Raw genomic sequence first — 23,935 nt, forward strand, 5'->3', positions numbered from 1 at the left:
TGGGTGGGGCAGGGCGGGTGGGGCAGGGCTGGTGAGGCTGGGGGTCAGACGGTGGCGGCGGCCGGCGAGCGGCGCCAGCCCTTGGCGAGGACGACCAGGGCGGCCGAGAGCAGCGTCCCGGCCACCAGGGCCACCAGGAAGCCGACGACGTTGTCGACCGCGAAGAGCACGAAGATGCCTCCGTGCGGAGCGCGCAGCTGCACGTCCAGCCCCATCGCCAGGGCTCCCGTAAGGGCGCTGCCGGCCATGATCGAGGGGATGACGCGCAGCGGGTCGGCGGCGGCGAAGGGGATCGCGCCCTCGGTGATGAACGAGGCGCCCATCAGCCAGGCCGCCTTGCCGTTCTCACGCTCGGCCGGGTTGAAGAGGGCCGGCCGCACCAGCGTGGCCAGGGCCAGCGCCAGCGGCGGGACCATGCCGCCGAGCATCACCGCGGCCATGACCTTGAGCTCGGGAGCTGCAGTGGCGGTGGCGGCAGCGCCCAGTCCGGCGGTGGCGAAGGCGTACGCGGTCTTGTTGAGCGGGCCGCCCATGTCGAAGGCCATCATCAGGCCGAGCAGCGCGCCCAGCAGGACGGCCGATCCGCCCGACATGCTGTTGAGGCCGTCGGTGAGCGAGGTCATCAGCAGCGACAGCGGTCGGCCCAGCAGCACGATCATCACGAAGCCGGAGATCAGGGTGGCGAGCAGCGGGATGACCAGCACGGGCATCAAGCCCGGGCCCAGGCAGGGACCTTCCACGAGGAGACCCAGTGGGCGGCCATGCCGGCCAGGACGCCGCCGACGATGCCGCCGAGGAAGCCCGAGTTGGTGAGGCCGGCGACGGCGCCCATCACGAAGCCGGGGGCGATGCCGGGGCGGTCCGCGATGGCGTACGCGATGTAGCCCGCCAGCGCCGGCACCAGGAAGCCGAAGGCCGTCGACCCGAGCATGAACATCAACGCGCCCAGGTAGGCCATCAGCCCGGAGTCGAACGGCACGCGCTCGAGCTCCAGGGCCGCGGGGTCTGGGAGGTTGAAGAGGGTGTTGCCGGTGACGATGTCGGCCGCCGGGCCGGTGATCTGGTAGCCACCGAAGAGGAATCCCAGGGCGATGAGCAGGCCGCCCGCCGCCACGAACGGGATCATGTAGGAGACGCCGGTCATCAGGATCCGGCGGGTGCGGGCACCCCACGACTCGGAGCCGGTCGCGCCCTCCTCGGCAGCGGCACTGCCCTCGACGCGAGGGGCGGAGTCGGGGCGGGCCGCGTAGGCGAGCGCCTCGGCGATCATCGTGTCGGCCTCCTCGATCGGGCGCTTCACGCCCGAGACGACGACCGGCTTGCCGGCGAAGCGTCCGCGGTCGCGCACGCCCACGTCGGCGGCGAAGATCACCGCGCCGGCCGCGGCGATCTGCTCGGCGCGCAGGGGAGTGGCGCCGGCCGAGCCCTGGGTCTCCACGGCGATCTCGACACCGGCGCGGGCGGCGGCGGCCTCGAGTGCCTCGGCCGCCATGTAGGTGTGGGCGATGCCGGTGGGGCAGGAGGTGACGGCGACGAGGGACGGGCGTACGCCGCTGTCGTCCGGCGCTGCTGCCGGGGTCGCCGGGGTTGCCGCTGTCGCGGGTGCGGCGGCGTCCGCGGGCGCGGCGTCGAGGCCGAGGGCCTCGCGGATGATCCCGTCGGCCTCGGCGGGGCTGGCGGCACCACGCAGGGCCGCGGTGAACTCGGGCCGGACCAGTGCCCGGGCGAGCTGGGTGAGCAGCTCGAGGTGGGTGGCGTCGCCACCGGCGGGAGCGGCGATCAGGAAGGCGAGGTCGGCCGGGCCGTCCTTGGCGCCGAAGTCGACCCGGGGTGCGAGGCGGGCGAAGGCGAGCGTGGGCTCGTCGACGCCGGTGGTGCGGCAGTGGGGGATCGCGATCCCGCCGGGCAGCCCGGTCGAGGAGGTGGCCTCGCGGGCCATGGCGTCCTCCACCAGCTGGTCGACGTCGGCCGCGCGGCCCTGGTCGGCGACGACACCGGCGAGCGCCCGGATGACGTCGTGCTTGTCGTCACCCCAGTCGACGTCGAGTCGTACGAGGTCAGCTGTGATCAGCTCTGACATGTCATCCTCCGAGTACGGTGACGGCGACCAGGTCGGGGTTGACCTGGTCAGGGGTGGGAACTGTGGTGCCGGGCAGGCCAGCGGCGGCGCTGCCGTAGGCGACGGCCATGGCCAGGCGGCCCGGGGCGTCGAGACCTTGCAGGTCGGCCAGCAGGTAGCCGAAGAGCGAGGAGTCGCCCGCGCCGACCGTGCTGACGACCGTGGTCGGCGGGGAGTGGCGTGCCAGGAGCCCTCGGCGGTGGCGAGCACGGCGCCGTGCGCACCGAGGGACGCCAGCACGGCGCCGGCGCCGCGGCGTACGAGCTCCTGGGCGGCCGTCGCCACGGCGACCGGGTCGGCCTCGAGGGCCACCGGGTCGACGCCGGTCAGGGAGGCGAGCTCCTCGCCGTTCGGCTTCATCAGGTCGGGCGCGGCGACCGGCAGGGCGTCGGCGAGCGCGGCCAGCGCTGCGCCGCTGGTGTCGACGGCGACCTTGGTGTGGGTGGGGCGCAGGCGCTGGGCGACGTCGGCGTAGAAGGTGGGCTCGGCACCGGGCGGCAGCGAGCCGGCCAGCACCGTCCAGGCGCTGCGCGGCGCCAGGTCGACCACGGCCCGGGCCATCGCCTCGGTGTGCTCGGAGGTGACCCGGGCGCCGGGGGTGTTGACCTTGGTCGTGGTGCCGTCGGGCTCGGTGATCGTGATGTTGGTGCGGATCGGGCCAGCCGGCGGGACGGGGCAGCACTCGACGCCGCCGCGGCGCAGGCCGACGACGAAGGGGTCCTGCTCGAGGGCCGGCAGCACGGCGATGGTGGAGAGGTCGGCCGCCAGGCACGCCGGGAGATGTTGACGCCCTTGCCGCCGTGCTGGTCGCCGGCGCTCGTGGCCTCCTGGACGCCACCCCGGCGCAACGGGCCACCCAGCGCGATCGTCCGGTCGATGCTCGGGTGGGGGGTGAGGGTCACGATCATGCGACCACCACCTCCACCCCGGCGCGCTCGAGGGCTGCGCGCTCGCGCGGGTCGATCCCGTCGTCGGTGACGAGGGCGGACAGCTGCTCGACGGAGGCGAAGCGTTGGGCCATCTCCAGTCCGATCTTGCTCGAGTCGGCCAGGACGACCACGCGACGGGCCGAGGCGACGATGGCCCGCTTGGTGGCCGCCTCGTCCCGGTCCGGGGTGGTGAGTCCGTGGTCGACGGTGAGGCCGTTGGTGGCGACGAAGGCTACGTCGGCCCGCAGGTCGGCCAGGGCGGCGACGGTGTCGGCACCGACGGCGGCGTGGGTGGTGGCGCGCACACGCCCGGGGAGCAGGTGCAGGTCGATGTGGGGCGACCCGGCGAGGCGGGCCGCGACGGGCACCGCGTGGGTGACGACGTGCAGGCGGTGGTCGCGCGGCAGCGCGGTGGCCAGCCGGGTGGTGGTGGTGCCGGCGTCGAGCACGACCACCGAGTCGGGCGGCGGCAGGAGGGCGAGGGCGGCCTGGGCGATGGCGTCCTTCGCGGCGGTGTTGGCCCGGTCGCGCTCGCCGACCACCGACTCCATGATCCGCAGGGAGCTGGCCGGGACGGCGCCGCCGTGCACCCGCTTGACCAGGCCCATCCGCTCGAGGGTGGAGAGGTCGCGCCGCACGGTCTCGGTGGTGACGGCGTACTCCTGCGCGAGGTCGGCGACCGACAGCCGTCCCGTGCGGCTGATCAGCTGTGCCATCGACTGCTGCCGTTCCTCGGCGTACACCGGACCTCCTGGGAGTGGACGACCCCGGACGGGATCTGCGTATCTGTTGTTTTAGTCCCGAACGTGTTGAGAGTCAAGAGATTCGTGGCATACGGTGTGAGCATGACCACTGATGCCCGCCCCGGCTCCGACCCGGGCGCCCACCCGCAGGCCGAGCTCTCCGGTACGCCGGTCGTCGCCGGGGTCACGGCCGGACCCGCCGTGCACGTGATCACCGACGTCTCGCCCGAGGCCGTCGCTCGCTTCGGGGACGGCGGCTTCGCGACCGACGAGGAGGCGCTCGCCGCCTACGACGACGCGGTCGCCTTCGTCGCCGAGACCTTCACCGAGAAGGCGGGGATCGCCCACGGGGCCGCGGCCGAGGTGCTGACGGCGAGTGCCGGACTGGTCCGTGACAAGGGGCTCCGCTCCGCGGTGGTCAAGGCGCTGGGCTCCGGCGGCGGGCCCGTCGCCGCGGTCCACGCGGCGGTCGACCAGTTCGTCACGCTCTTCACCAACATGGGTGGGCTGATGGCCGAGCGCGCCACCGACCTGCGCGACATCGAGCGTCGCCTGGTGGCCCGCCTGGTGGGGGAGCCGGCGCCCGGCGTGCCCACGCCCCTGGTGCCCTCGGTGCTCGTCGCCTCCGACCTCGCCCCGAGCGACACCTCGGGCCTCGACCCCGACCAGGTCGTCGCGCTGGTCACCGAGCGCGGTGGCCCGACCAGCCACACCGCGATCATCGCCCGCCAGCTCGGCATCCCCTGCGTGGTCGGCGTCGCCTCGGCGACCTCCGTCGTGGAGGGGGAGTACCTCCTCGTCGACGGGAGCGCCGGCACCATCGTCCGTGGCGCCGACCCGGCCGAGGCTCGCGCCCTTGTCGAGGCCAGCCGGGCCGAGCGGGCGGCGCTCGAGGCCTGGACAGGTCCTGCGGCGACCGCCGACGGCGTACCCCTGCAGCTGCTCGCCAACGTGGCCGACGGCGCGTCGTCGCTGCGCGCCAGTGACGAGCCGGTCGACGGCGTGGGCCTCTTCCGCACCGAGCTCTGCTTCCTCGACCGGGCCGAGGAGCCGGCGGTGGAGGAGCAGGCCGACATCTACGCCGCGGTGCTCAACCCCTTCCGGGACCGCGGGCACGTCGTTGTCCGCACGCTCGACGCGGGCTCGGACAAGCCGATCGCCTTCGCCACCCACGAGGGGGAGGAGAACCCGGCGCTGGGGGTGCGCGGCCTGCGGCTCTCCTTCGGAAACCCGGGCCTGATGGAGCGACAGCTCGACGCGATCGCGCTGGCCGCCGAGCGCACCGGCGCCGATGCCTGGGTGATGGCGCCGATGGTGGCCACGGTCGCCGAGGCCCAGGATTTCGCCGGCCTGGTCAGGAGCCGTGGCCTCAAGGCCGGTGTGATGGTGGAGGTGCCCAGCGCCGCGCTGCTCGCCCACCAGATGCTCGAGGTGGTCGACTTCCTCTCCATCGGCACCAACGACCTCACCCAGTACACGCTCGCCGCCGACCGGATGGCGACCGACCTGGCCCACCTCACCGACCCCTGGCAGCCGGCCGTGCTCCAGCTGATCGCGATCACCGCCCATGCTGGGGTCGAGGCAGGCAAGCCCGTCGGCGTCTGCGGCGAGGCGGCGGCCGACCCGTTGCTGGCCACCGCCCTGGTCGGCATGGGCGTCACCTCGTTGTCGATGGCCGCGCGCGCCGTCCGCGGCGTCGGCTCCCAGCTCGCGCGTGTCACCATGGACGCGTGCGAGGCGGCGGCCGAGGCGGCGCTGTCGGCGCGTGACCCGCGGGCCGGGCGTGAGGCCGTACGCCGCGTGCTCGCCGGCTGAGCGCAGCTGCGGCCAGCACGTTTTGGGTCGCTCCGTGCTCGTGGGGTAACTTTGCCCGGTTGCCGTGAAACGGCCGCGGAACCACAGTGCCCCGGTGAACAGGCCCGGGCGCGCCGCGCAACGAACCGAAGGGAGCCCCGCTATGTCGATCGGAACCGACGCGGAGACCAAGAAGAAGATCATCGCCGAGTACGCCACGACCGAGGGTGACACCGGTTCGCCCGAGGTGCAGATCGCTCTCCTGAGCCACCGCATCTCGCACCTGACCGAGCACCTCAAGCAGCACAAGCACGACCACCACAGCCGTCGTGGCCTGCTGCTGCTCGTCGGCCAGCGCCGTCGTCTGCTCAACTACCTGCAGAAGACCGAGATCGAGCGTTACCGCTCCATCGTCGAGCGCCTCGGCCTGCGTCGTTGATCGTTGCGAAGGGCTCACCCCGCGCCGGGGTGGGCCCTTTCGCACATTTCTCGGTAGGATCCATACGGTGAGCAGCGGCACACGGCCGCGCCCATCGCACAACTGAATCAACAAACCACCAGGAGCGACCCGCGAATCGGCTCGGTCCTCGGTAGTGGCCCTCAGGCGACACGCGTCTGCTGCGGGCCTCGATCGAAGACCGGCCCACGTCCCCGTCGGGGACAGGTCATCCGCGGGAGGCTCCGCGTACAGAAAGGGCCCACCCACACAGTGGAACCCATCATCTCTGCTGTCGAGACCACCCTCGACAACGGCAAGTTCGGCAAGCGCACCGTCAAGTTCGAGACCGGCCTCCTGGCCCGTCAGGCTGCCGGTGCCGTCACGGCCTACCTGGACGACGAGACCATGCTTCTCTCGGCCACCACGGTCGGCAAGCAGCCGAAGGACCACTTCGACTTCTTCCCCCTCACGATCGACGTCGAGGAGCGCATGTACGCCGTGGGTCAGATCCCCGGCTCGTTCTTCCGTTCCGAGGGTCGCCCGGGCGAGGACGCCATCCTCACCTGCCGCCTGATCGACCGCCCGCTGCGCCCGACCTTCAAGAAGGGTCTGCGCAACGAGGTCCAGGTCGTCATCACCGTCATGGCGCTCGACCCCAACCAGCCCTACGACGTGCTGGCGATCAACGCTGCGTCCATGTCGACCCAGCTCTCCGGCCTGCCCTTCTCCGGCCCGGTCGGCGCCACCCGCGTGGCCCTGATCGACGGCCAGTGGGTCGCCTTCCCGACGCACGCCCAGCTCGAGGACGCCGTCTTCGACATGGTCGTCGCCGGTCGTGTCACCGAGACCGGTGACGTCGCGATCATGATGGTCGAGGCCGAGGCCACCGAGCGCACCGTCGAGCTCGTCGAGGGCGGCGCGACCGCGCCGACCGAGGAGGTCGTGGCCGGTGGCCTCGAGGCCGCCAAGCCCTTCATCAAGCAGCTCGTCGACGCTCAGGTCGAGCTCGCCAACGTCGCCGCCAAGCCGGTGCAGGAGTTCCCGATCTTCCTCGACTACGAGGACGACGTGTACGCCGCCGTCGAGGCCGCCGTCTCCGACGCCACCGCCCAGGCGCTCACCATCGCCGGCAAGCAGGAGCGCGAGGAGCGCCTCGACGAGATCAAGGCCGAGCTCCTCGAGAAGGTCGCCGGTGACTTCGAGGGTCGCGAGAAGGAGATCGGCGCTGCCTTCCGCTCGCTGAACAAGGCTCTCGTGCGCCAGCGCGTCCTGCGCGACAAGGTCCGCATCGACGGCCGCGGCCTGGCGGACATCCGCCCGCTGCACTCCGAGGTCGGCGTCGTCCCGCGCGTGCACGGCTCCGCCCTCTTCGAGCGCGGCGAGACCCAGATCCTGGGTGTCACCACGCTCGACATGCTCAAGATGGAGCAGCAGCTCGACACGCTCTCCCCGGAGAAGCACCGTCGCTACATGCACAAGTACGTCTTCGCGCCGTTCTCCACCGGTGAGACCGGCCGCGTCGGCTCCCCGAAGCGCCGCGAGGTCGGCCACGGCGCCCTGGCGCGCCGCGCCCTCCTGCCGGTGCTGCCGAGCCGCGAGGAGTTCCCCTACGCGATCCGCCAGATCTCCGAGTGCATGGGCTCCAACGGCTCCACGTCGATGGGCTCGGTCTGCGCCTCGACCCTGGCCCTGCTCTCCGCCGGTGTGCCGCTGAAGGCTCCCGTCGCGGGCATCGCCATGGGCCTGATCTCCGACGAGGTCGACGGCAAGACGGAGTACGTCGCGCTGACCGACATCCTCGGTGCCGAGGACGCCTACGGCGACATGGACTTCAAGGTCGCCGGTACGCAGGAGTTCATCACCGCGCTCCAGCTCGACACCAAGCTCGACGGCATCCCGGCCGAGGTCCTCGGCCAGGCGCTCAACCAGGCCAAGGACGCGCGCACCGCGATCCTCGAGGTCATGGCCGAGGCCATCGACGGCCCCGACGAGATGTCCGAGCACGCGCCGCGCATCATCACCGTCAAGGTGCCCGTCGACAAGATCGGCGAGGTCATCGGCCCCAAGGGCAAGATCATCAACCAGCTCCAGGACGACACCGGCGCCTCGATCTCCATCGAGGACGACGGCACCGTCTACATCGGCGCCACCAGCGGTTCGGCTGCCGAGGCTGCGAAGGCCGCGATCAACGCGATCGCGAACCCGACCATGCCGGAGGTGGGCGAGCGTTACCTCGGCACCGTCGTCAAGACCACCAACTTCGGTGCGTTCGTCTCCCTGCTCCCGGGCAAGGACGGCCTGCTGCACATCACGAAGCTGAAGGCGCTGACCGGCGGCAAGCGGATCGAGAACGTCGAGGACGTCGTCTCGGTCGGCCAGAAGATCCAGGTTGCGATCGCCGAGATCGACGACCGCGGCAAGCTCTCCCTGGTGCCCGTCGTCGAGGGTGACGACGCCGCCGAGGGCGAGTCGACCGACGGGGCCGACTCGGAGTGACCTCAGCGAACCACCGACCGACCGGCCAGCAGGTTTCTGCTGGCCGGTCGGCCGTTTCCAGTGACTCCTCGTCCGAGCCGGGGCGCACCGAGACCCTCCAGACGGTGCGCGACGCCGAGGGGCGCGTGACGTCGCAGGTGCGGCGCACGCTCCTGCCCGGCGGCCTGCGCGTCGTCACCGAGCAGATGGCCGGCGTGCGGTCGGCCAGCGTCGGCGTCTGGATCGCCGTCGGCTCGCGCGACGAGGAGGGGGCGCTGCACGGTGCCTCGCACTTCCTCGAGCACCTGCTCTTCAAGGGCACCCGTGAGCGCTCCGCCATGGACATCTCAGTGGCCCTGGACGAGGTCGGCGGCGAGTTCAACGCCTTCACGGCCAAGGAGTACACCTGCTTCCACGCCCGGGTGCTGGACACCGACATGGAGTTGGCCGTCGACGTCATCGGCGACATGGTGACCAACTCGTTGATCACCGACGAGGACGTCGAGGCGGAGCGCGAGGTCATCCTCGACGAGATCGCCATGCACGACGACGACCCCGACGACGTGGTGCACAACCTCTTCGCCCTCCAGGCCTGGGGCGACTCGCCGCTCGGGCGCCCGATCGCGGGCTCCGTGGAGTCGATCGAGGCGATGACCCGCGAGCAGGTCGTCGACTTCTACGAGGCGCACTACCGTCCGGCCACCATGGTGGTCACCGTGGCCGGCAACGTCGACCACGACGCGGTGGTCTCCGCCACGGCCGCAGCGTTCGACCGCAACGGGTTCCTCGAGTGCACCGGTACGCCCGTGGTCCCGACGATCACCGACGTCGCCGACCCGGTGGTGCCGGGCAGCCGTGCGGTGACCCGCGCGCTCGAGCAGGTCAACCTGGTGCTGGGGGTGCGGGGACTCACCCGCAACGACCCCCGCCGCTTCGTGCTGGGCGTGCTCAACACCGTCCTGGGTGGCGGCACCTCCTCGCGACTCTTCCAGGAGGTGAGGGAGAAGCGCGGGTTGGCCTACTCGGTCTACTCGTTCGCCTCTCACCACGACGTGGCCGGCCTGGTCGGCGTCGGGGTCGCCTGCCTGCCGGCGAAGGTCGACGACACCCTGGCCGTCGTGCGCGCCGAGCTCGCGCGCCTGGCCCGCGACGGCATCTCGCCGGAGGAGTTGGCCCGTGGCAAGGGACAGCTGCGCGGGGGACTGGTGCTCGGCATGGAGGACAGCGCTGCGCGGATGTCCCGCCTCGGCAAGGCAGAGCTCGTCTACGACGGCCTGATGAGCATCGACGAGGTGATCGAGGCGATCGACGCCGTCACCGTCGAGCAGGTCAACGCCCTCGCCGCCGAGCTCTTCACCCAGCCCGAGGTCCTGGCGACCGTCGGGCCCTGAGCAGGCTGCGTACGGGAGCCCCGGTGCGGTCGACCCGTGCCGGGGCTCTCGTACGTCCGGGGGAGGGTGGGCGTCAGAGGGCGAGCAGGGCCAGGCCCGCGCAGGCGCAGGCCCACAGGACGCTCACGAACGTCCCGATCAGGAAGCGCTCGGCGATGCCGGCGCGCTCCTCGTGGCGCAGCTCGGGATAACGCCCCAACCCCTTGAGGGCCAGCGTCAGGGCCAGGCCCTCGGGCCACCCGCTGAGCAGTGCGGCGAAGATCGCCAGCCGTTCCAGGGCGCCGATCCAGGCGCCCCCGCGCAGCACCTCGGCGGCCCGGCGGGTCGACCCCGCGGCCGGGGCGCCGGGGCCGTCGACCAGGCGGAACGTGGCGGCGGTGACCGGTCCGCCGCCGAAGACGGCGAGCAGCCCGAGGACCGCCACCACGCTGAGCTCCTCGAGGCCCTGGCCGAAGGCAGGGTCCGTGCCGTTCAGGACGACGGCGAGGGCTGCGGCGACGACGACCAGGCCGCCGGCCACGACCCGGCTGCCGTGCAGCCGCCACCCGCAGGCGGCCAGGACCAGGGCTGCCGCGAGCAGAGTGGTCGTGGTGAGGGCAGCGGCGGTCGTGCTCACGGGGCCTCCAGGGCGCGCTCGGTCAGGATGGTGGCCAGCTCGGCGGCCCGTTCGGCCTCGATCAGCCCGGCGGCGGCAGCACGTTGGCTCACCGCCGACTGGCTGATGCCCAGGGCGGCGCCGACGCGCTCGTACGTTCCTCCGTCGGCGAGGAGGTCGACGACCTCCCAACCCTTGGCCGAGCGGCGCTCGAGCACGCCTGCCCACAGCCACAGCGCCGACTCCAGGTGGCGGCACCAGCCGCTGTCGCCCTCGACGCGCAGATGGTGCGGGGCGGTACGGGCGGCACCGACGGCGGTGCGGGCGGCGACGTACGCCTCCCCGCGCCCTGCGCGGGTGGAGTCGGGGAGCGGGGACTCGACGTCGCCGATCCCGATGCCGACGTGCCAGCGTCCGTCGCGGACCAACCGGGCGACGGCGGCGGTGACGGCGGCGGGGGAGTCGAGGATGCCCTGCATCTCGTCACCCGCGGTCCGCTCCCAGCTCCGCAGGACGCGCAGGTCCTCGAGCAGCGCGAGCGCGGCCGGGACCGCGTCGCTGCTGCGTCGGCTGCCGCGCTGGTCGACGGTCAGCACCACGGCGCGTGGGGTGGAGGAGGACCTCATGTCCGCCATTATTAGTTCAAATCCTTATGTAAGCAACACATAAGGAAATAACCTTCAGCGACGAGCGATCAGGCCGATGACTGCAGGCGCCTTGTTCTCGACGATCGAGACTCGGAAGCCGCCGTCGACCAAGGACTTCGACGCCTTCTTCACGATGTTGGGCACGAGCTCGGGGCGGTTGGCCTCGTAGAAGAGGTAGACGGCGCCACCGGGCACGACGCGCTCGTGCAGCAGGGCCACCTCGTCGGGGTCGCGCGCACCCAGAAGAGGTTGACGTTGAAGGCGAAGACCTTGGTCAGGCGCTTCACCGGCACGCGGAGGGTGGCGAGGTCGATCTGGCGGACGGTCAGGCGACCCGCCTCCACGTGCTGCGCGTTGCGGCGCTTCGTGCGGTCGACGCCCGACTCGGAGCGGTCGATCGCGAAGAGCTTGCCGGTCTGGAGCCGCGAGCAGATGAGCTCGGCGCCGGCACCGGGGCCACAGCCGATCTCCAGCACCTGGTCGTTGGGCTGCACGTCCATCACGTCCACCGCCCACTTGATCCGGGGCGGAATCGTCTGCAGAGCCATGGGGTACAGACTGCCACTACCGCCGATCGGAGTCGGGCACCGCCACCCGGTGGAAACGCCGAGGACGCTAAGTTGTGCCTCGTGAACACCGCCACCAGCACCGCCAGCACCGAGCTCCGAGTCGCCGTCCTGGGGGCGCGCGGCAAGGTGGGCAGCGAGATCTGCCGCGCCGTGACCGCGGCCGACGGGATGGCCCTGGTGGCCGAGGTCGACGCCGGGGACAGCCTCGAGATGCTCGTGGAGTCCGGCGCGCAGACCGTCGTCGACTTCACCCACCCCGACGTGGTGATGGACAACCTGCAGTTCTGCATCGACCACGGCATCCACGCCGTCGTCGGGACCACCGGCTTCGACGACGACCGCCTCGACCAGCTGCGCACCTGGCTGGCGGCCTCGCCGGCCACCGGCGTGCTCATCGCCCCCAACTTCTCCATCGGCGCGATCCTGATGATGCGGTTCGCCGCCCAGGCCGCCCCCTTCTTCGACTCCGTCGAGATCGTCGAGCTGCACCACCCGACCAAGGCCGACGCCCCGTCCGGCACGGCGCGCCGCACTGCCGAGCTGGTCGCCGAGGCCCGCCGCGCCCCGGCTCCGCGCCGATGCCCGACGCCACCAGCACGGCCCTCGACGGGGCGCGCGGTGCCGACGTCGACGGCGTCCCGGTCCACTCCGTGCGGGTCCGCGGCCTGGTCGCCCACCAAGAGGTCATCCTCGGTGAGCTGGGGGAGACCCTCACGATCCGCCACGACTCCCTCGACCGCGCCGGCTTCGGCCCGGGCGTCCTGGCCGGACTGCGCGGCATCGAGACCCACCCCGGCCTCACCATCGGCCTCGAGCACTTCCTCGACCTGCCGGGCTGAGTCCCTGCCGCTCGGCTCAGGCCAGGCGTACGAGGGCGGCGGTGACCGCCGCCCCGAAGACCACCACCAGGAACGGCGCCCGGAGCACCAGCGCCACCACGGCGAAGCCTAGGCCGGCCACCCTGGCGTCCACGGCCAGAGCGGTGCCGGACGTGAAGACCTGGACCGCGATCAGCGCGGCGAGCAGGGCAACCGGGATCAGGTCGGCCACGCGGCGTACGAGCGGGTGGTCGAGCACGGCCGACGGCAGGGACATGCCTGCCAGCTTGAGCAGGTAGCAGGCCAGTCCGCCGACCACCAGGGCAGCCCAGGTCATCGCTCTCCACCCGTCTCGTCGGCGGGTCGCAGCAGGCCCGCCAGCAGGGCGACGCCTCCCGCAGCCAGCACGGGGACGCCTGCGGCGGTGAAGGGCGCCAGTGCCAGTGCGACGCCGGCGGCGAGCAGCCCGACGGCCCGGTTGCCGCCTGAGGTGAGGCGCGGCCACAGCAGGGCCAGGAAGGCCGCGCCCACGGCTGCGTCGAGGCCGTAGGTGCGCGGGTCGCCGATCGCGTTGCCGGCCACCGCGCCGACGAGCGTGGCCAGGTTCCACAGCAGGAAGACCGACCCGCCCGTGTGCCAGAAGCCCACCCGCGCCTCGTCGGTCGTCCTCCGGTCACCGACATCGCCGACGACTCGTCGATCACGAGGTGGGAGCCCAGCCAGTGCTGCGCCCCCCGCAGCTTGAGCAGAGGGGCGAGCTTCAGGCCGTAGAGGGTGTTGCGGGTGCCGAGCAGGGCCGCGGTCATGGCCCCCGACCAGGGGCTGGCGCCGGCGGCGATGACCCCGACGAAGGCGAACTGCGAGGCGCCGGTGAACATCACCAGCGAGAGCACGCAGGTCTGCAGGACCGACAGCCCGGCCGAGACGGAGATCGCGCCGAACGAGACGCCGTACACGCCGGTCGCGATCCCGACGCCCCACGAGTCGCGCACGAGGGCGCTGCGCCGGGGCGGGCTGCCGGGAGGGGAGTCAGGCGTCTGCACCCCGCCGAGCCTACTGGTCGCCCCGGGTGCCCTCGGCGCCGCAGGTCAGTGGCGACGGCGTACGCGCAGGGTGGCTGCGCGCTCGTGGTGGCTCTCGTGCGCGGTGAGCCAGGCGAGCCCGGCCCCGACCAGGAGGCCGCCTGTGAGGCCGGCCGAGACCAGGACCGGCACCTGCGGGGAGGCGCCCATCCAGAGGCCGATCGAGACGCAGACGGCGAGCACGATGCCCGCGATGACGAAACGGTGGAACCTCGGCAAGGGTCCGAACATGACCGCTCCTCCAGTGGTGCTGGCACGTCGACGGTGACGTGCGTCACTACATCCTGCCCGATCGGTCCCGGAAATCAAGCACGGCCACGAGCCGTGCGCCGGTCAGCCGATCGAGGTGTGCAGCCTGACCTGCCGTACGCCCTCGGTGGCGTCCTCGTCGAGGGCGAGCTCGCGGTGCGCGCCGTCGGCGGCCCACCCGGCGTCGGTCAGGAAGGTCCGCAGCGCGTCGTCGCGACTTCCCACCCAGGTCACCGCGGTGGTGAAGCGGTCGGCGACCAGGGTGTCGACCGCTGCCTGCAGCAGCCGGGACCCGTGGCCGGCACCTCGCTGGGCCGGGTCGACGGTCAGGTCGGTCATCTCGCCGACGACCACCTGGTCGCAGTCGGGGTCGGTGGCCGGGCCGGTCAGGACGAAGCCCACCAGCCGGTCGCGCTCCAGGGCCACCAGCACCCGGCGCCGCGCGTCGCCGGGGGAGACCAGGGAGGCGCGCCAGGACGGCTCCAGCGCCCGCGGGTCGTCGGGCAGGCGGTCGGCCGGCAGCACCTCGGACCAGTCGTGGCGCCAGGCTCGGACCTGGACGGCAGCGATGGCCGGGGCGTCCTCGGCCCAGGCCACGCGCACGGAGACGTCGGCGGTGGGAGCGCTCATGCCGCCCATCCTGCCGGGTCGCGGGTCAGTGACCGGTCAGCGGTAGGTGTCGGAGAGGGTCTCGCCGATCTTGTGGGTCGGCTTCGGCAGGCGCATGAACTTCATCTGCATCGCGCGCATCACGGCGTAGTAGGTGGTGCCCTTGTAGGACTCACCGGGGAAGCGCTGGGCGAGCTCGCGTCGCAGGCGCAGCCGCAGCCACACCATGTCCATGACGATGAAGACCATCGAGCCGAGCAGCACGATCTCGCTGACGCCCATCAGGTACTGGTTGCCGGTCCACCCCAGGATGAGGCTGACCACCATGATCGGGATGAGCAGCTCGATGAGCGAGAAGCGCACGTCGACGAAGTCGCGGATGAAGCGGCGCATCGGGCCACGGTCGCGCGTCGGGAGGTAGCGCTCGTCGCCGGTCTTGAGGGCCTCACGCATGCGCTGGCTCGACTCGGCGCGGGCAGCGCGCTGGGCGGCTGCCATCTCCTTGCGCGTACGCGTCGTTCGCGCCCGGGCCCTGGCCGCCGCCTCGGCCTCCTTGCGGCTCGGGGTGGGTCGTCCCTTGCCGTCTGCCTTGGGGGCAACGGTGGTCTCCGGGGCGGAGGGGGGCGGGCTGTTGCGACGGAACAACGCGGACGACCTTCGTGACGACCCGTGACGGGGACCCGGAGCCGGGCGAGGCGATTCTACCGGTGCCGGTGAGGCTCGCGGCCCTTGGTGATTGGTCCTAGGGTTGAGGGACCGCCCGGCCGCACGTCACCCGCACGAGGAGGGGACCACCCCCATGAGTCTCATGAACCGCATCAGCCTGATCTTCCGGTCCAAGGCCAACAAGGCCCTCGACCGGGCCGAGGACCCGCGGGAGACCTTGGACTACAGCTACCAGCGCCAGCTCGAGCTGCTCAACAAGGTGCGCCGAGGCGTCGCCGACGTCGCGACCAGCCGCAAGCGGGTCGAGCTGCAGCTCAACCAGCTCGAGCAGCAGGCGACGAAGCTCTCCGGCCAGGCCCAGAAGGCGATCGACGTCGGGCGTGAGGACCTCGCCCGCGAGGCGTTGACCCGCAAGTCGGGCCTCGCGACCCAGGTCAACGACCTCCGCGCGCAGCACGCCCAGCTCCAGGCCGAGGAGGAGAAGCTCGTCCTGGCCCAGCAGCGGCTGCAGGCCAAGGTCGAGGCGTTCCGCACCCGCAAGGAGACGATCAAGGCGACCTACTCGGCGGCGGAGGCCCAGACGCGCATCAACGAGGCGATGTCGGGCATCGGCGAGGAGATGGGCGACGTCGGCATGGCCATCCAGCGGGCCGAGGACAGGACCGCCCAGATGCAGGCGCGGGCCGGTGCGATCGACGAGCTGCTGGCCTCCGGCCCTCGAGGACGTGACCGCGGTGGGCGGCGGTGACGACATCAGCCGTGAGCTCGACGCTCTCAGCTCGGTCTCCGACGTCGAGGCGGAGCTGGCCGCGCTCAAGGCCGGCAAGGGTGGCGCCCAGGCGATCGAGGCGCCCGCCGAGGGCGAGATCCTCGCCGAGGAGCAGGGCCGGGAGCGCACGGAGGGGAACGCCTGATGATCATCCGCATCCTGGGGGAGGGCAGTACGACGTCCCCGAGTCGGCGCTGGACGAGCTCAACGAGCTCGACGGCGTGGTCGACAGCGCGGTGCGGGCGGGCAACGAGGACGCCTTCGCCGACGCGCTCCGGGCGCTGCTCGACGGCGTACGACGGGTCGGCACCCCCCACGAGGTGGAGAGTCTCGACTCCTCCGACCTGATCCTCCCGATGGCGGACGCCTCGTTGGCCGAGGTGCAGGACCTGCTCGCCGACGACGGGCTGATCCCGGGCTGACATGGCCACCTCCCGCTTCATCAAGGACACCGGGCTGACCGTCCGGATGACGTTGGTGCTCTTCCTGCTCGGTGGCCTCTTCGTCGCCCTGGTGGCGGTCCTGATGGGTCTCTTCCCCACTACGCGTTCCTCATCGCCGCGGTCGGGATCGGCATCGCCTTCTACCAGTGGTGGACCTCCGACAAGGTCGCGATGCGGGCCATGCGGGCCCGTGAGGTGACCCCTGCCGAGGCCCCCGAGCTGCACGCGATGATCGACCGGTTGTGCGCCGTCGCCGACATGCCGAAGCCGCGGGTCGGGATCGCGACATGGCCATCCCGAACGCCTTCGCCACCGGCCGATCCCCGAACCGCTCCGTCGTCTGCGTGACCACCGGCATCCTCGGCATGCTCACCGCCGAGGAGCTCGAGGGCGTGCTGGCCCACGAGCTCGCCCACGTCGCCCACCGCGACGTGCTGGTGATGACGCTCGCCGCGTCGGCCGGCATCCTGGCCGGCCTGCTGACCCGTGGCGCCCAGCTCGGCGGGATGGTGCGCGGGCGCAACAACAACAACGGGGCCGCCGCCGCATTCATGCTGACCCTGGTCGTGAGCCTCGTCGTCTACGCGGTCAGCTTCCTGCTCATCCGGCTCCTGTCGCGCTACCGCGAGCTCTCGGCCGACCGGGCCGGGGCCTACCTGACCATGCGTCCGGCCGCTCTCGGGTCGGCGCTGCAGAAGATCAGCGGTGGCATGGCCGCGATCCCCGAGCGTGACCTGCGCGGCACCCAGGCGATGAACGCCTTCTTCATCACCCCGGCCGTCAAGGGTCTGGGACTGCGCACGCTGACCGCCACGCACCCGCCGCTGGAGCAGCGACTGGCCCAGCTGGCGCGGATCCAGACCGAGCTCGGACGGGCCGGCTGAACGGTGGGCTTCCTCGACGCCATCCTCGGGCGCTCCCGCCCGGCCCGACCGCGCCTCGACGCTCTTCTCGATCCCCAACGCCGCCGTCACCCTGGAGACCTCGCTCGGGCTGACTCCCACCGGCACGGGCGCGGTCTGCTACCGGGCGGCCGACGGGGTCGCGTTCGCCCGGCTGACCCAGGAGATCGACGCGCTCATCGAGAGTGGTGTGGACGCTCCCGACGCCTCCACCAGCACCGACGGCTACGGGTTCACCTGGCTGACCGTGCGCGGCGGCGCCGATGACCTCTCCACGCTCTGCACCAACCTCCACGTGGTCAACAGCACGCTGGAGGAGCAGGGGTTCGGCCACGGGCTGCTCTGCACTCTCGTCCCCTTCGAGGCGCCCGACGGGCGCCGGGTGGGCCTGGTCTACCTCTACAAGCAGGGCACCTTCTATCCGTTCGCCCCCGTCAAGGGCACCCGCAGGCGCGACAACATGCTCGAGCTCCAGGTGCGCGACCAGCTGGCCAGACAGCTCGAGATCGAAGAAGACCTGCAGCTGGCTCGCGCTGTGGGATGCTCCGGGACTGTGAGCGAGCACACGTCGCAGGACCCGGCCGAGACCGACGTCGCACAGATCCTCGAGAGCCACGGGATCGTTCCCGGGAGGCCCCGAGCGAGGTGACGGCCCAGTGCCGCCTGGCCCGGGTGGCGACCGGTGCCACGGCGGTCGCCGTGCACGTGACCGGTCGCGACACGCCCCTGGCCGTCGACGGTGACCCCCGGGGCGCACCGGAGGCGGGCGCCGTCGACCTCGTCGCCGCCGACGGGGTCGCCCTCGGGCGCCTGGTCGCGCACGCCGACGGCCCGGTCGACCAGGACCTGCTCGAGGTCGCCGCCGGGGGCGTCGTCGCCCACTGGGAGCTGGAGGCGGCGCGCAACCGCCTCTTCGACCTCGAGGACGTCGTCGCGCGCGGTGACGACCAGCTGGCGCAGGCGTCCGGGCAGATCGTCCACGACCTCAACAACCCGTTGGCCGCGATCGCCATGTGCCTGGAGATCGCCCGCGAGCAGGTGGAGGACGGTGACCTGCTGGCGTCGCTGCTCGACCGCGCCGCGGGCAGCGCGGAGCGGATGAAGCGGATGACGGTCGCGCTCAACGACTACGGGCAACGCCCCGTCGCCGGGGTGACCGACCTCGCCGACGAGGTCCCGGCCCTGCTGCGGGAGTTCGAGCCGCTGCTCGACGAGGTGGTCGAGGTGGTCGGCCCGCTGCCGACCGTCGCGCTCTCGCCGGGCGACGTACGCACCGTGCTCACCGCGCTGTGGGAGAACGCGACCAAGTTCCGCGACGAGGACTCCGACCTCGAGGTCACGGTGACCGCCGAGCCGGTGAGGGAGTCGTGGCGGGTGGCGGTGACCGACAACGGTCGCGGCATCGACGAGGCCGACCTGGAGCGCGTCTTCGCGCCCACCGTGCGGCTGGACAAGCGGGTGCCGGGCATGGGTCTGGGCCTGGCCGCCGTACGCCGGATCGTCGCCGCCGCAGGCGGGCGGGTCGGTGCCGAGCGGGCGCCTGGGGGTGGCACGACGGTGTGGTTCGAGGTGCCCGGCGCGGTTCCGCCGGGGCACTCCTCGACCCCGGCGTGATCCGGCCCCGACTAGGATCGGGGCATGACGACGATCGACCTGCCGCTGCTGCCGCTGGGTAAGGGACGCGACCTCGACTCCGAGCGTGGCGTGGAGTGCCCCGGCGACCTGCCCGCCGCCTCCGACCCCGGCCTGGTGGCGCGTGCCTTGGCGGCGAAGGAGGCGCTCGGCGAGCGACTCTTCGTCCTCGGCCACACTACCAGCGCGACGAGGTCATCCAGTTCGCCGACGTCACCGGCGACTCGTTCAAGCTCGCCCGGGAGGCCGCGGCGCGCCCCGACGCCGAGTTCATCGTCTTCTGCGGCGTCCACTTCATGGCCGAGTCGGCCGACATCCTGACCGCGGACAGCCAGAAGGTCGTCCTGCCGGACATGGCGGCCGGCTGCTCGATGGCCGACATGGCTCGTCTCGCGCAGGTCGAGGACGCGTGGGACGCCCTGGCCGCCGCCGGGATCGCCGACGCGGTCGTCCCGATCACCTACATGAACTCCTCCGCCGACATCAAGGCCTTCTGCGGCCGCAACGGCGGCGCCGTCTGCACCTCCTCCAACGCCGAGGTCGCCCTGGAGTGGGCCTTCGCGCAGAAGCCCGACGTCGAGGGGCGCCAAGGTCTTCTTCTTCCCCGACCAGCACCTGGGTCGCAACACCGCGGTCCTGCAGATGGGCTACTCGCTCGAGGACTGCGTCGTGTGGAACCCGCACCTGCCCAACGGCGGCCTGACCGTCCAGCAGCTGCGCGACGCCAAGATGATCCTCTGGCGCGGCCACTGCTCGGTGCACGGCCGCTTCACCGCCGACGTCATCGACGAGCTGCGCGCGACCCACGCCGACCTCAACGTGATCGTCCACCCGGAGTGCACCTACGAGGTCGTCACCAAGGCCGACCTCGTCGGGTCGACCGAGTTCATCATCAAGACCATCGAGGCCGCCGAGCCGGGCACCACCTGGGCGATCGGCACTGAGCTCAACCTGGTCAAGCGCCTGGCGGACGCCCACCCCGACAAGAACATCGTCTTCCTCGACCGCAACGTCTGCTACTGCTCGACGATGAACCGGATCGACCTTCCGCACCTCGTGTGGGCGCTGGAGAACCTGGTCGCCGGCAACGTCGTCAACCAGATCTCCGTGGACCCCGCGACCGAGGCCGAGGCCAAGGTCGCGCTCCAGCGGATGCTCGACCTGCCGGGCCGCACCGCCAAGGACTGACGCGCCGGCCGCTGCTCACAGCAGCGCGCCGTGGTGCAGGTAGGGCGACGGTGGCTTCATGCCGGCCAGGCACAGGTAGCCCCGCGTACGCAGCGAGAGTCCTGCCGCCATGCCCACGTCGAGCGCCCACTGGTTCGCAGCGGTGACGTGGGGCTGACGCACGTCGGCCCCTCCTGCGCCGAGCAGGGCGTCGGTGAGCAGCTCCGAGGCCGTACGCCGGTCGCTGGCGGCCAGCAGCTCGACCGTCGAGTCGGGCGCGAGGTAGGCGTACCCGCGGCGGTGCGGCCGGTCGACCACCCGGAGCTGGTGCGTCGTGGTGAGCAGCACGTGGTCGTCACCGCGTCCTGCCCGCGCAGACCCCGGTCCAGCGAGTCCATCCACTCGTGGTCGCCGCTGCGACCGTCACGGACGTGACCCGGCAGGTCCAGCCGGCCCGGGTCGACGGTGCCCTCCAGGACCATCGTGGGGTGGAGCTCCAGCCCCGCGGCGCGGTAGCGACGCGCGGCCCTGGGGTCCGAGGAGGCGCCGACCATCCGGCGCAGCGCCCCGCGACCGTGCTGCGCCGCGGCCCGGAGCAGCGCCCGGCCGACGCCGACGCCCTGCCAGGTCGGGTGCACGGCGTACGTCGCCAACGCCCACAGCCCCTCGCGGCGCAGTGACGTCGCGAAGCCGACCATCTCGCCGTCGGCGTCCGCGACCCAGCACCCTGCCGCGTCGTGGGCGACGAGGTGGGTGGTGCGCACCTGCCACGCGGCTGCCCGCTCGGGCGGGCGGGTGACGTCGGCACGTCCGTCGAGAACGGCGAAGGCCAGGGCCGAGAGGCGTTCGGCCTGCGGCACGTCGCCGGGGCGCATAGGGCGGATGAGCACGTCAGCCCCAGCGCGGGTCTCGATGGTCTCCACGACGTCCCACGCTAGGGGTTGCACGGTTGCGCCGCCGGCGCACGGCAGGATGTGCGCCATGCGCGTGCTCATCGCCCCCGACAAGTTCGCCGGCACCCTGACCGCGGTCGAGGCCGCGGAGGCGGTCGCCACCGGGTGGCGCCGCCACGCCCCCGACGTCGAGGTCGACCTCGTGCCGATGGCTGACGGCGGGCCGGGCTTCGTCGACGTGCTGCACACCTCGCTCGGCGGCGAGGTCGTCGAGGCGACCGTCTCCGGACCGCACGGCCGCTCCACGCCCGGCCGGGTGCTGGTGGTCGCCGACGTCGCCTACGTCGAGTCGGCGCAGGCGTGCGGCCTCCACCTCTCGGGCCGGCGGGAGCCGGGCCGCGCCACCACGTCCGGCGTGGGCGAGCTGCTCCGGGTGGCCCTGGGGGCTGGCGTACGCCGGATCGTGCTCGGCGCCGGCGGCTCTGGGACGACCGACGGGGGAGCGGGCCTGCTGGCCGCCCTCGGCGCCACCGCCGACGTGCCGCTCGACGCCGGGCCCGACGGACTGGCAGGCGTCACCCACGTCGACCTCGCGCCCGCCCGGGAGGCGCTCGGCGCGGTGGAGCTGGTCCTGGCCAGCGACGTCGACAACCCGCTGACCGGTCTCTTCGGGGCGGCGAAGGTCTACGGCCCGCAGAAGGGGTTCGCCGAGGAGGAGCTGCCTCGCGTCGACGCCGTCCTGGAGGCGTTCGCGGCGGCGTGCGACCGTCGTACGTCGTTGGAGAAGGGCGCCGGTGCCGCCGGAGGGCTGGGTTTCACAGCCCTGCTGCTCGGGGCGGTGCGGCGGCCCGGGCTCGACGTCGTCGCCGAGGCCGTCCGCCTGGCCGAGCGCATGGCGTCGGCCGACCTCGTCGTCACCGGGGAGGGTGCCTTCGACTTCTCCAGCCGCTCGGGCAAGGTGCCCTACGGCGTCGCCCAGGTGGCCGCGGAGGCGCTGCGGCCGTGCGTGACCCTGGCCGGCCAGGTGCTGGTCGGGGCCCGGGAGACGCGGGCCCTCGGCATGGACGCCGCGTACTCGATGGTGGAGCTGGTGGGGGAGGAGCGCTCCTTCGCCGACCCCGCCGGGGCGCTCGCCGACCTGGCCGAGCGGGTGGCCCGCAGCTGGACGGTCGGGGAATAACCCCGGGTGTGAGACGATTGACGTCGGTAACAACCACGAGCCACCCATGGGAGTTCAGATGACCGACCAGGTCGAGACCACCGAAGAGCGCCGCACCGACCAGATCAACCTGAGCGCGGTCGCTGCTTCCAAGGTGAAGAGCCTCCTCGAGCAGGAAGGTCGCGACGACCTCGCGCTCCGCATCTCCGTCCAGCCCGGCGGCTGCTCGGGACTGCGTTACCAGCTGTTCTTCGACGAGCGCACCCTCGACGGTGACGTCGTCACCGACTTCGACGGCGTGAGCGTCGTCGTCGACCGGATGAGCGTCCCCTACCTCAACGGTGCGCAGATCGACTTCGTCGACTCCATCGAGAAGCAGGGCTTCACCATCGACAACCCCAACGCGACCGGCTCCTGCGCCTGCGGCGACTCGTTCCACTGAGTCACGACGGCCTCTGAAGGCCAGCACTGAAGAAGCCCCCACCTGAGCTGGTGGGGGCTTCTTCGTCGTCCGCGCCCGGCGGACAGGTCGGCGTCAGTCCAGGTGGAGGTGCAGAGCGTTCGCGATCCGGGCAGCTGCCGCGCTCACCTGGATCTCGTTCTTCACCACTTCTCGGGGGTAGTCCTCGAAGTGGATGCTCGGCGCCGGCCTGGAGACCGCCTCGACCACGCGCTCCAAGCGGAGGGAGGACACGACCTCGCGGCAGTCGGCGACCAGCTCAGTGGTGGTCGACAACTCGTCGTGGGTCAGGTGTGAGCTCGGAGTGCTGGTGGTCATGACAAGGACCGTAGGCGTTACCGATTGGTACCGTAAGCAGTACTCACAGGTAGTGTTCCGAAGCATGTCGTTGCTCATCGCCGGCTCCATCGCCACCGACCACCTGATGTCCTTCGGAGGCCGCTTCTCCGACTCCCTCGTGGTCGACCAGCTGGACAAGCTGTCCGTCTCGTTCCTCGTCGACGACCTCGAGGTCCGTCGCGGCGGGTGCGCGGCCAACATCTGCTTCGGCCTCGGGAGCCTGGGCCTCAACCCTGTGCTCGTCGGCGCGGTCGGTGAGGACTTCGCCGACTACCGCGCCTGGCTCGAGCGCCACAACGTCGACTGCGGCTCCATCCACGTCTCCGAGACCCGCCATACGGCCCGCTTCGTCTGCACCAGCGACACCTCGATGGCCCAGATCGCCTCGTTCTACCCCGGCGCGATGAGCGAGTCCCGCGAGATCGAGCTCAAGCCGATCGTCGACCGGGTGGGCGACCCCGACTACGTGCTCATCGGCCCGGACGACCCCGAGGGCATGCTCCGCCACACCGACGAGTGCCGCCAGCGCGGCTACCGCTTCGTGGCCGACCCGTCGCAGCAGCTGGCCTTCGGCGACGGCGACCTCATCCGTCAGCTCATCGACGGCGCCGACATCCTCTTCTCCAACGAGTACGAGGCCTCGCTCATCACCCAGAAGACCGGATGGTCCGACCAGGACGTGCTCGACCGCGTCGGCACCTGGGTCATCACCCTGGGTGCCGCCGGCGTCAAGGTCGTCGCCAACGGCGCCGAGACCATCGTGGTGCCCGCCCTCTCCGAGGTCACCGCCGTCGAGCCGACCGGCGTCGGTGACGCCTTCCGCGCCGGCTTCCTGGCCGCTCTGGCCTGGGGCCTGGACCACCGTCACGCGGCCGAGCTCGGCTGCCTGCTCGCCGCCCACGTGGTGGAGCAGGTCGGCACGCAGGAGTACTCGCTGACCCGCGAGAAGTTCCTGGCGCGCTGCGAGGCTGCGTACGGCGCGGAGTCGGTGGCGGTCATCGAGCCGCACCTGCACACCCTGCACTGACCCCAGCGGCACCGAACCA

23 protein-coding genes and 8 pseudogenes are annotated in these 23,935 nt (G+C 72.0%); 16 read left to right on the top strand and 15 right to left on the bottom strand.

Annotated features, from left to right (window positions below; translation table 11 throughout):
• Nucleotides 1-44 precede the first annotated feature (44 nt).
• The 3 genes and pseudogenes from E2C04_RS06400 to E2C04_RS06410 form a co-directional block, all read right to left on the bottom strand.
• A pseudogene (locus E2C04_RS06400) lies at nucleotides 45-2,080 on the bottom strand (PTS fructose transporter subunit IIABC).
• Between the two features lie 264 nt (nucleotides 2,081-2,344).
• Nucleotides 2,345-2,860, bottom strand: a pseudogene (locus E2C04_RS19440) (PfkB family carbohydrate kinase); the annotation flags it as partial.
• Between the two features lie 163 nt (nucleotides 2,861-3,023).
• Nucleotides 3,024-3,791, bottom strand: coding sequence for a DeoR/GlpR family DNA-binding transcription regulator (locus E2C04_RS06410; protein WP_135831990.1), 768 nt, complete (start codon nucleotides 3,789-3,791; stop codon nucleotides 3,024-3,026).
• Nucleotides 3,792-3,893: 102 nt separating this feature from the next.
• Here E2C04_RS06410 and ptsP point away from each other — a divergent pair, with 102 nt between their 5' ends.
• The 4 genes from ptsP to E2C04_RS06430 all read left to right on the top strand — a co-directional run bounded on the left by ptsP (nucleotide 3,894) and on the right by E2C04_RS06430 (nucleotide 9,890).
• Entirely contained in the window at nucleotides 3,894-5,606 is a 1,713-nt protein-coding gene (gene ptsP / locus E2C04_RS06415; protein ID WP_135831991.1) for a phosphoenolpyruvate--protein phosphotransferase, read from the top strand.
• A 142-nt stretch (nucleotides 5,607-5,748) separates the two neighbouring features.
• On the top strand, nucleotides 5,749-6,024 hold the full coding sequence (gene rpsO / locus E2C04_RS06420; RefSeq protein WP_116572135.1) for a 30S ribosomal protein S15: 276 nt from the start codon (nucleotides 5,749-5,751) through the stop codon (nucleotides 6,022-6,024).
• A 270-nt stretch (nucleotides 6,025-6,294) separates the two neighbouring features.
• Complete coding sequence (locus tag E2C04_RS06425; RefSeq protein ID WP_135831992.1) at nucleotides 6,295-8,520, top strand: polyribonucleotide nucleotidyltransferase; 2,226 nt, start codon at nucleotides 6,295-6,297, stop codon at nucleotides 8,518-8,520.
• 104 nt (nucleotides 8,521-8,624) lie between these two features.
• Nucleotides 8,625-9,890: a M16 family metallopeptidase gene (locus E2C04_RS06430; RefSeq protein WP_229721490.1), complete on the top strand. Its 1,266-nt coding sequence runs from the start codon at nucleotides 8,625-8,627 to the stop codon at nucleotides 9,888-9,890.
• A gap of 73 nt (nucleotides 9,891-9,963) precedes the next feature.
• Here the strand turns inward: E2C04_RS06430 and E2C04_RS06435 are convergent, their stop codons facing one another.
• The 3 genes from E2C04_RS06435 to E2C04_RS06445 all read right to left on the bottom strand — a co-directional run bounded on the left by E2C04_RS06435 (nucleotide 9,964) and on the right by E2C04_RS06445 (nucleotide 11,680).
• A complete protein-coding gene (locus E2C04_RS06435) occupies nucleotides 9,964-10,506 on the bottom strand; it encodes a hypothetical protein (RefSeq protein ID WP_135831994.1) in 543 nt (180 codons plus the stop codon).
• Nucleotides 10,503-11,111, bottom strand: a complete 609-nt coding sequence (locus E2C04_RS06440) for a transposase (protein ID WP_135833685.1) — start codon at nucleotides 11,109-11,111, stop codon at nucleotides 10,503-10,505. Before E2C04_RS06440 ends, E2C04_RS06435 begins: the two co-directional genes overlap by 4 nt.
• Nucleotides 11,112-11,260: 149 nt before the next feature.
• Nucleotides 11,261-11,680: a class I SAM-dependent methyltransferase gene (locus E2C04_RS06445; RefSeq protein WP_238694453.1), complete on the bottom strand. Its 420-nt coding sequence runs from the start codon at nucleotides 11,678-11,680 to the stop codon at nucleotides 11,261-11,263.
• An 81-nt stretch (nucleotides 11,681-11,761) separates the two neighbouring features.
• Here E2C04_RS06445 and dapB point away from each other — a divergent pair.
• Nucleotides 11,762-12,540: pseudogene (gene dapB, locus E2C04_RS06450) on the top strand (4-hydroxy-tetrahydrodipicolinate reductase).
• 16 nt (nucleotides 12,541-12,556) lie between these two features.
• Here the strand turns inward: dapB and E2C04_RS06455 are convergent.
• The 6 genes and pseudogenes from E2C04_RS06455 to E2C04_RS06475 all read right to left on the bottom strand — a co-directional run bounded on the left by E2C04_RS06455 (nucleotide 12,557) and on the right by E2C04_RS06475 (nucleotide 15,104).
• Entirely contained in the window at nucleotides 12,557-12,856 is a 300-nt protein-coding gene (locus E2C04_RS06455) for an AzlD domain-containing protein (protein WP_135831995.1), read from the bottom strand.
• Nucleotides 12,853-13,167 carry a hypothetical protein gene (locus tag E2C04_RS19445; protein ID WP_238694454.1) on the bottom strand — a complete coding sequence of 105 codons (315 nt, stop codon included), beginning with the start codon at nucleotides 13,165-13,167 and terminating at the stop codon, nucleotides 12,853-12,855. Before E2C04_RS19445 ends, E2C04_RS06455 begins: the two co-directional genes overlap by 4 nt.
• 50 nt (nucleotides 13,168-13,217) lie before the next feature.
• Nucleotides 13,218-13,562: pseudogene (locus E2C04_RS19450) on the bottom strand (AzlC family ABC transporter permease); the annotation flags it as partial.
• 45 nt (nucleotides 13,563-13,607) lie between these two features.
• A complete protein-coding gene (locus E2C04_RS06465; RefSeq protein WP_135831996.1) occupies nucleotides 13,608-13,832 on the bottom strand; it encodes a hypothetical protein in 225 nt (74 codons plus the stop codon).
• Nucleotides 13,833-13,934: 102 nt separating this feature from the next.
• Nucleotides 13,935-14,480: a GNAT family N-acetyltransferase gene (locus E2C04_RS06470; protein WP_135831997.1), complete on the bottom strand. Its 546-nt coding sequence runs from the start codon at nucleotides 14,478-14,480 to the stop codon at nucleotides 13,935-13,937.
• A gap of 36 nt (nucleotides 14,481-14,516) precedes the next feature.
• On the bottom strand, nucleotides 14,517-15,104 hold the full coding sequence (locus E2C04_RS06475) for a DUF3043 domain-containing protein (protein WP_135831998.1): 588 nt from the start codon (nucleotides 15,102-15,104) through the stop codon (nucleotides 14,517-14,519).
• A gap of 154 nt (nucleotides 15,105-15,258) precedes the next feature.
• On the opposite strand from E2C04_RS06475, the pseudogene E2C04_RS06480 reads away from it, so the two are divergent.
• The 7 genes and pseudogenes from E2C04_RS06480 to nadA (E2C04_RS20760) all read left to right on the top strand — a co-directional run.
• Nucleotides 15,259-16,039: pseudogene (locus E2C04_RS06480) on the top strand (PspA/IM30 family protein).
• Between the two features lie 76 nt (nucleotides 16,040-16,115).
• Nucleotides 16,116-16,316: a PspA-associated protein PspAA gene (gene pspAA, locus E2C04_RS06485; protein ID WP_238694455.1), complete on the top strand. Its 201-nt coding sequence runs from the start codon at nucleotides 16,116-16,118 to the stop codon at nucleotides 16,314-16,316.
• 308 nt (nucleotides 16,317-16,624) lie between these two features.
• Nucleotides 16,625-17,221 carry a M48 family metalloprotease gene (locus E2C04_RS06490; protein WP_238694456.1) on the top strand — a complete coding sequence of 199 codons (597 nt, stop codon included), beginning with the start codon at nucleotides 16,625-16,627 and terminating at the stop codon, nucleotides 17,219-17,221.
• Between the two features lie 109 nt (nucleotides 17,222-17,330).
• Nucleotides 17,331-17,888: a PspA-associated protein PspAB gene (gene pspAB, locus E2C04_RS19455; protein ID WP_420873100.1), complete on the top strand. Its 558-nt coding sequence runs from the start codon at nucleotides 17,331-17,333 to the stop codon at nucleotides 17,886-17,888.
• Nucleotides 17,885-18,853 carry a sensor histidine kinase gene (locus tag E2C04_RS06500; RefSeq protein WP_135831999.1) on the top strand — a complete coding sequence of 323 codons (969 nt, stop codon included), beginning with the start codon at nucleotides 17,885-17,887 and terminating at the stop codon, nucleotides 18,851-18,853. The genes pspAB and E2C04_RS06500 overlap by 4 nt, the downstream gene beginning before the upstream one ends.
• Before the next feature lie 95 nt (nucleotides 18,854-18,948).
• Nucleotides 18,949-19,377, top strand: a pseudogene (nadA, locus tag E2C04_RS20755) (quinolinate synthase NadA); the annotation flags it as partial.
• 88 nt (nucleotides 19,378-19,465) lie between these two features.
• A pseudogene (gene nadA, locus E2C04_RS20760) lies at nucleotides 19,466-20,059 on the top strand (quinolinate synthase NadA); the annotation flags it as partial.
• Nucleotides 20,060-20,074: 15 nt separating this feature from the next.
• Here nadA (E2C04_RS20760) and E2C04_RS19460 read toward each other — a convergent pair.
• A complete protein-coding gene (locus tag E2C04_RS19460; RefSeq protein WP_238694458.1) occupies nucleotides 20,075-20,386 on the bottom strand; it encodes a hypothetical protein in 312 nt (103 codons plus the stop codon).
• A 56-nt stretch (nucleotides 20,387-20,442) separates the two neighbouring features.
• Here E2C04_RS19460 and E2C04_RS19465 point away from each other — a divergent pair, with 56 nt between their 5' ends.
• A complete protein-coding gene (locus E2C04_RS19465) occupies nucleotides 20,443-20,718 on the top strand; it encodes a hypothetical protein (RefSeq protein ID WP_238694459.1) in 276 nt (91 codons plus the stop codon).
• On the opposite strand, the pseudogene E2C04_RS21870 reads toward E2C04_RS19465, so the two are convergent.
• Nucleotides 20,599-21,033 (bottom strand): annotated as a pseudogene (locus E2C04_RS21870) (N-acetyltransferase family protein); the annotation flags it as partial. The gene E2C04_RS19465 and the pseudogene E2C04_RS21870 sit on opposite strands and share 120 nt — an antisense overlap.
• Here E2C04_RS21870 and E2C04_RS06515 point away from each other — a divergent pair.
• Nucleotides 21,020-22,111, top strand: a complete 1,092-nt coding sequence (locus E2C04_RS06515; protein WP_135832001.1) for a glycerate kinase family protein — start codon at nucleotides 21,020-21,022, stop codon at nucleotides 22,109-22,111. The pseudogene E2C04_RS21870 and the gene E2C04_RS06515 overlap by 14 nt on opposite strands.
• 58 nt (nucleotides 22,112-22,169) lie before the next feature.
• Nucleotides 22,170-22,532: an iron-sulfur cluster insertion protein ErpA gene (erpA, locus tag E2C04_RS06520; RefSeq protein WP_135833686.1), complete on the top strand. Its 363-nt coding sequence runs from the start codon at nucleotides 22,170-22,172 to the stop codon at nucleotides 22,530-22,532.
• A 93-nt stretch (nucleotides 22,533-22,625) separates the two neighbouring features.
• Here erpA and E2C04_RS06525 read toward each other — a convergent pair whose 3' ends face one another.
• Nucleotides 22,626-22,868, bottom strand: coding sequence for a hypothetical protein (locus tag E2C04_RS06525; protein ID WP_135832002.1), 243 nt, complete (start codon nucleotides 22,866-22,868; stop codon nucleotides 22,626-22,628).
• Nucleotides 22,869-22,932: 64 nt separating this feature from the next.
• Between E2C04_RS06525 and E2C04_RS06530 the strand changes: the two genes are divergently transcribed.
• On the top strand, nucleotides 22,933-23,916 hold the full coding sequence (locus tag E2C04_RS06530) for a carbohydrate kinase family protein (RefSeq protein WP_135832003.1): 984 nt from the start codon (nucleotides 22,933-22,935) through the stop codon (nucleotides 23,914-23,916).
• The last annotated feature ends 19 nt before the right edge of the window (nucleotides 23,917-23,935 follow it).

Source organism: Nocardioides daphniae (genome assembly GCF_004777465.1).
Lineage (GTDB): Bacteria > Actinomycetota > Actinomycetes > Propionibacteriales > Nocardioidaceae > Nocardioides > Nocardioides daphniae.

Excerpts from the sequence above, each read along its gene's own strand:
- E2C04_RS06515 (WP_135832001.1), top strand. The coding sequence starts at position 21,020 with ATGCGCGTGCTCATCGCCCCCGACAAGTTCGCCGGCACCCTGACCGCG.
- E2C04_RS06440 (WP_135833685.1), bottom strand. The coding sequence starts at position 11,111 with ATGAGGTCCTCCTCCACCCCACGCGCCGTGGTGCTGACCGTCGACCAG.
- E2C04_RS06445 (WP_238694453.1), bottom strand. The coding sequence starts at position 11,680 with ATGGCTCTGCAGACGATTCCGCCCCGGATCAAGTGGGCGGTGGACGTG.
- rpsO (WP_116572135.1), top strand. The coding sequence starts at position 5,749 with ATGTCGATCGGAACCGACGCGGAGACCAAGAAGAAGATCATCGCCGAG.
- erpA (WP_135833686.1), top strand. The coding sequence starts at position 22,170 with ATGACCGACCAGGTCGAGACCACCGAAGAGCGCCGCACCGACCAGATC.
- ptsP (WP_135831991.1), top strand. The coding sequence starts at position 3,894 with ATGACCACTGATGCCCGCCCCGGCTCCGACCCGGGCGCCCACCCGCAG.
- E2C04_RS06470 (WP_135831997.1), bottom strand. The coding sequence starts at position 14,480 with ATGAGCGCTCCCACCGCCGACGTCTCCGTGCGCGTGGCCTGGGCCGAG.
- E2C04_RS06525 (WP_135832002.1), bottom strand. The coding sequence starts at position 22,868 with ATGACCACCAGCACTCCGAGCTCACACCTGACCCACGACGAGTTGTCG.
- E2C04_RS06530 (WP_135832003.1), top strand. The coding sequence starts at position 22,933 with ATGTCGTTGCTCATCGCCGGCTCCATCGCCACCGACCACCTGATGTCC.
- E2C04_RS06465 (WP_135831996.1), bottom strand. The coding sequence starts at position 13,832 with ATGTTCGGACCCTTGCCGAGGTTCCACCGTTTCGTCATCGCGGGCATC.
- E2C04_RS06455 (WP_135831995.1), bottom strand. The coding sequence starts at position 12,856 with ATGACCTGGGCTGCCCTGGTGGTCGGCGGACTGGCCTGCTACCTGCTC.
- E2C04_RS06490 (WP_238694456.1), top strand. The coding sequence starts at position 16,625 with ATGGCCATCCCGAACGCCTTCGCCACCGGCCGATCCCCGAACCGCTCC.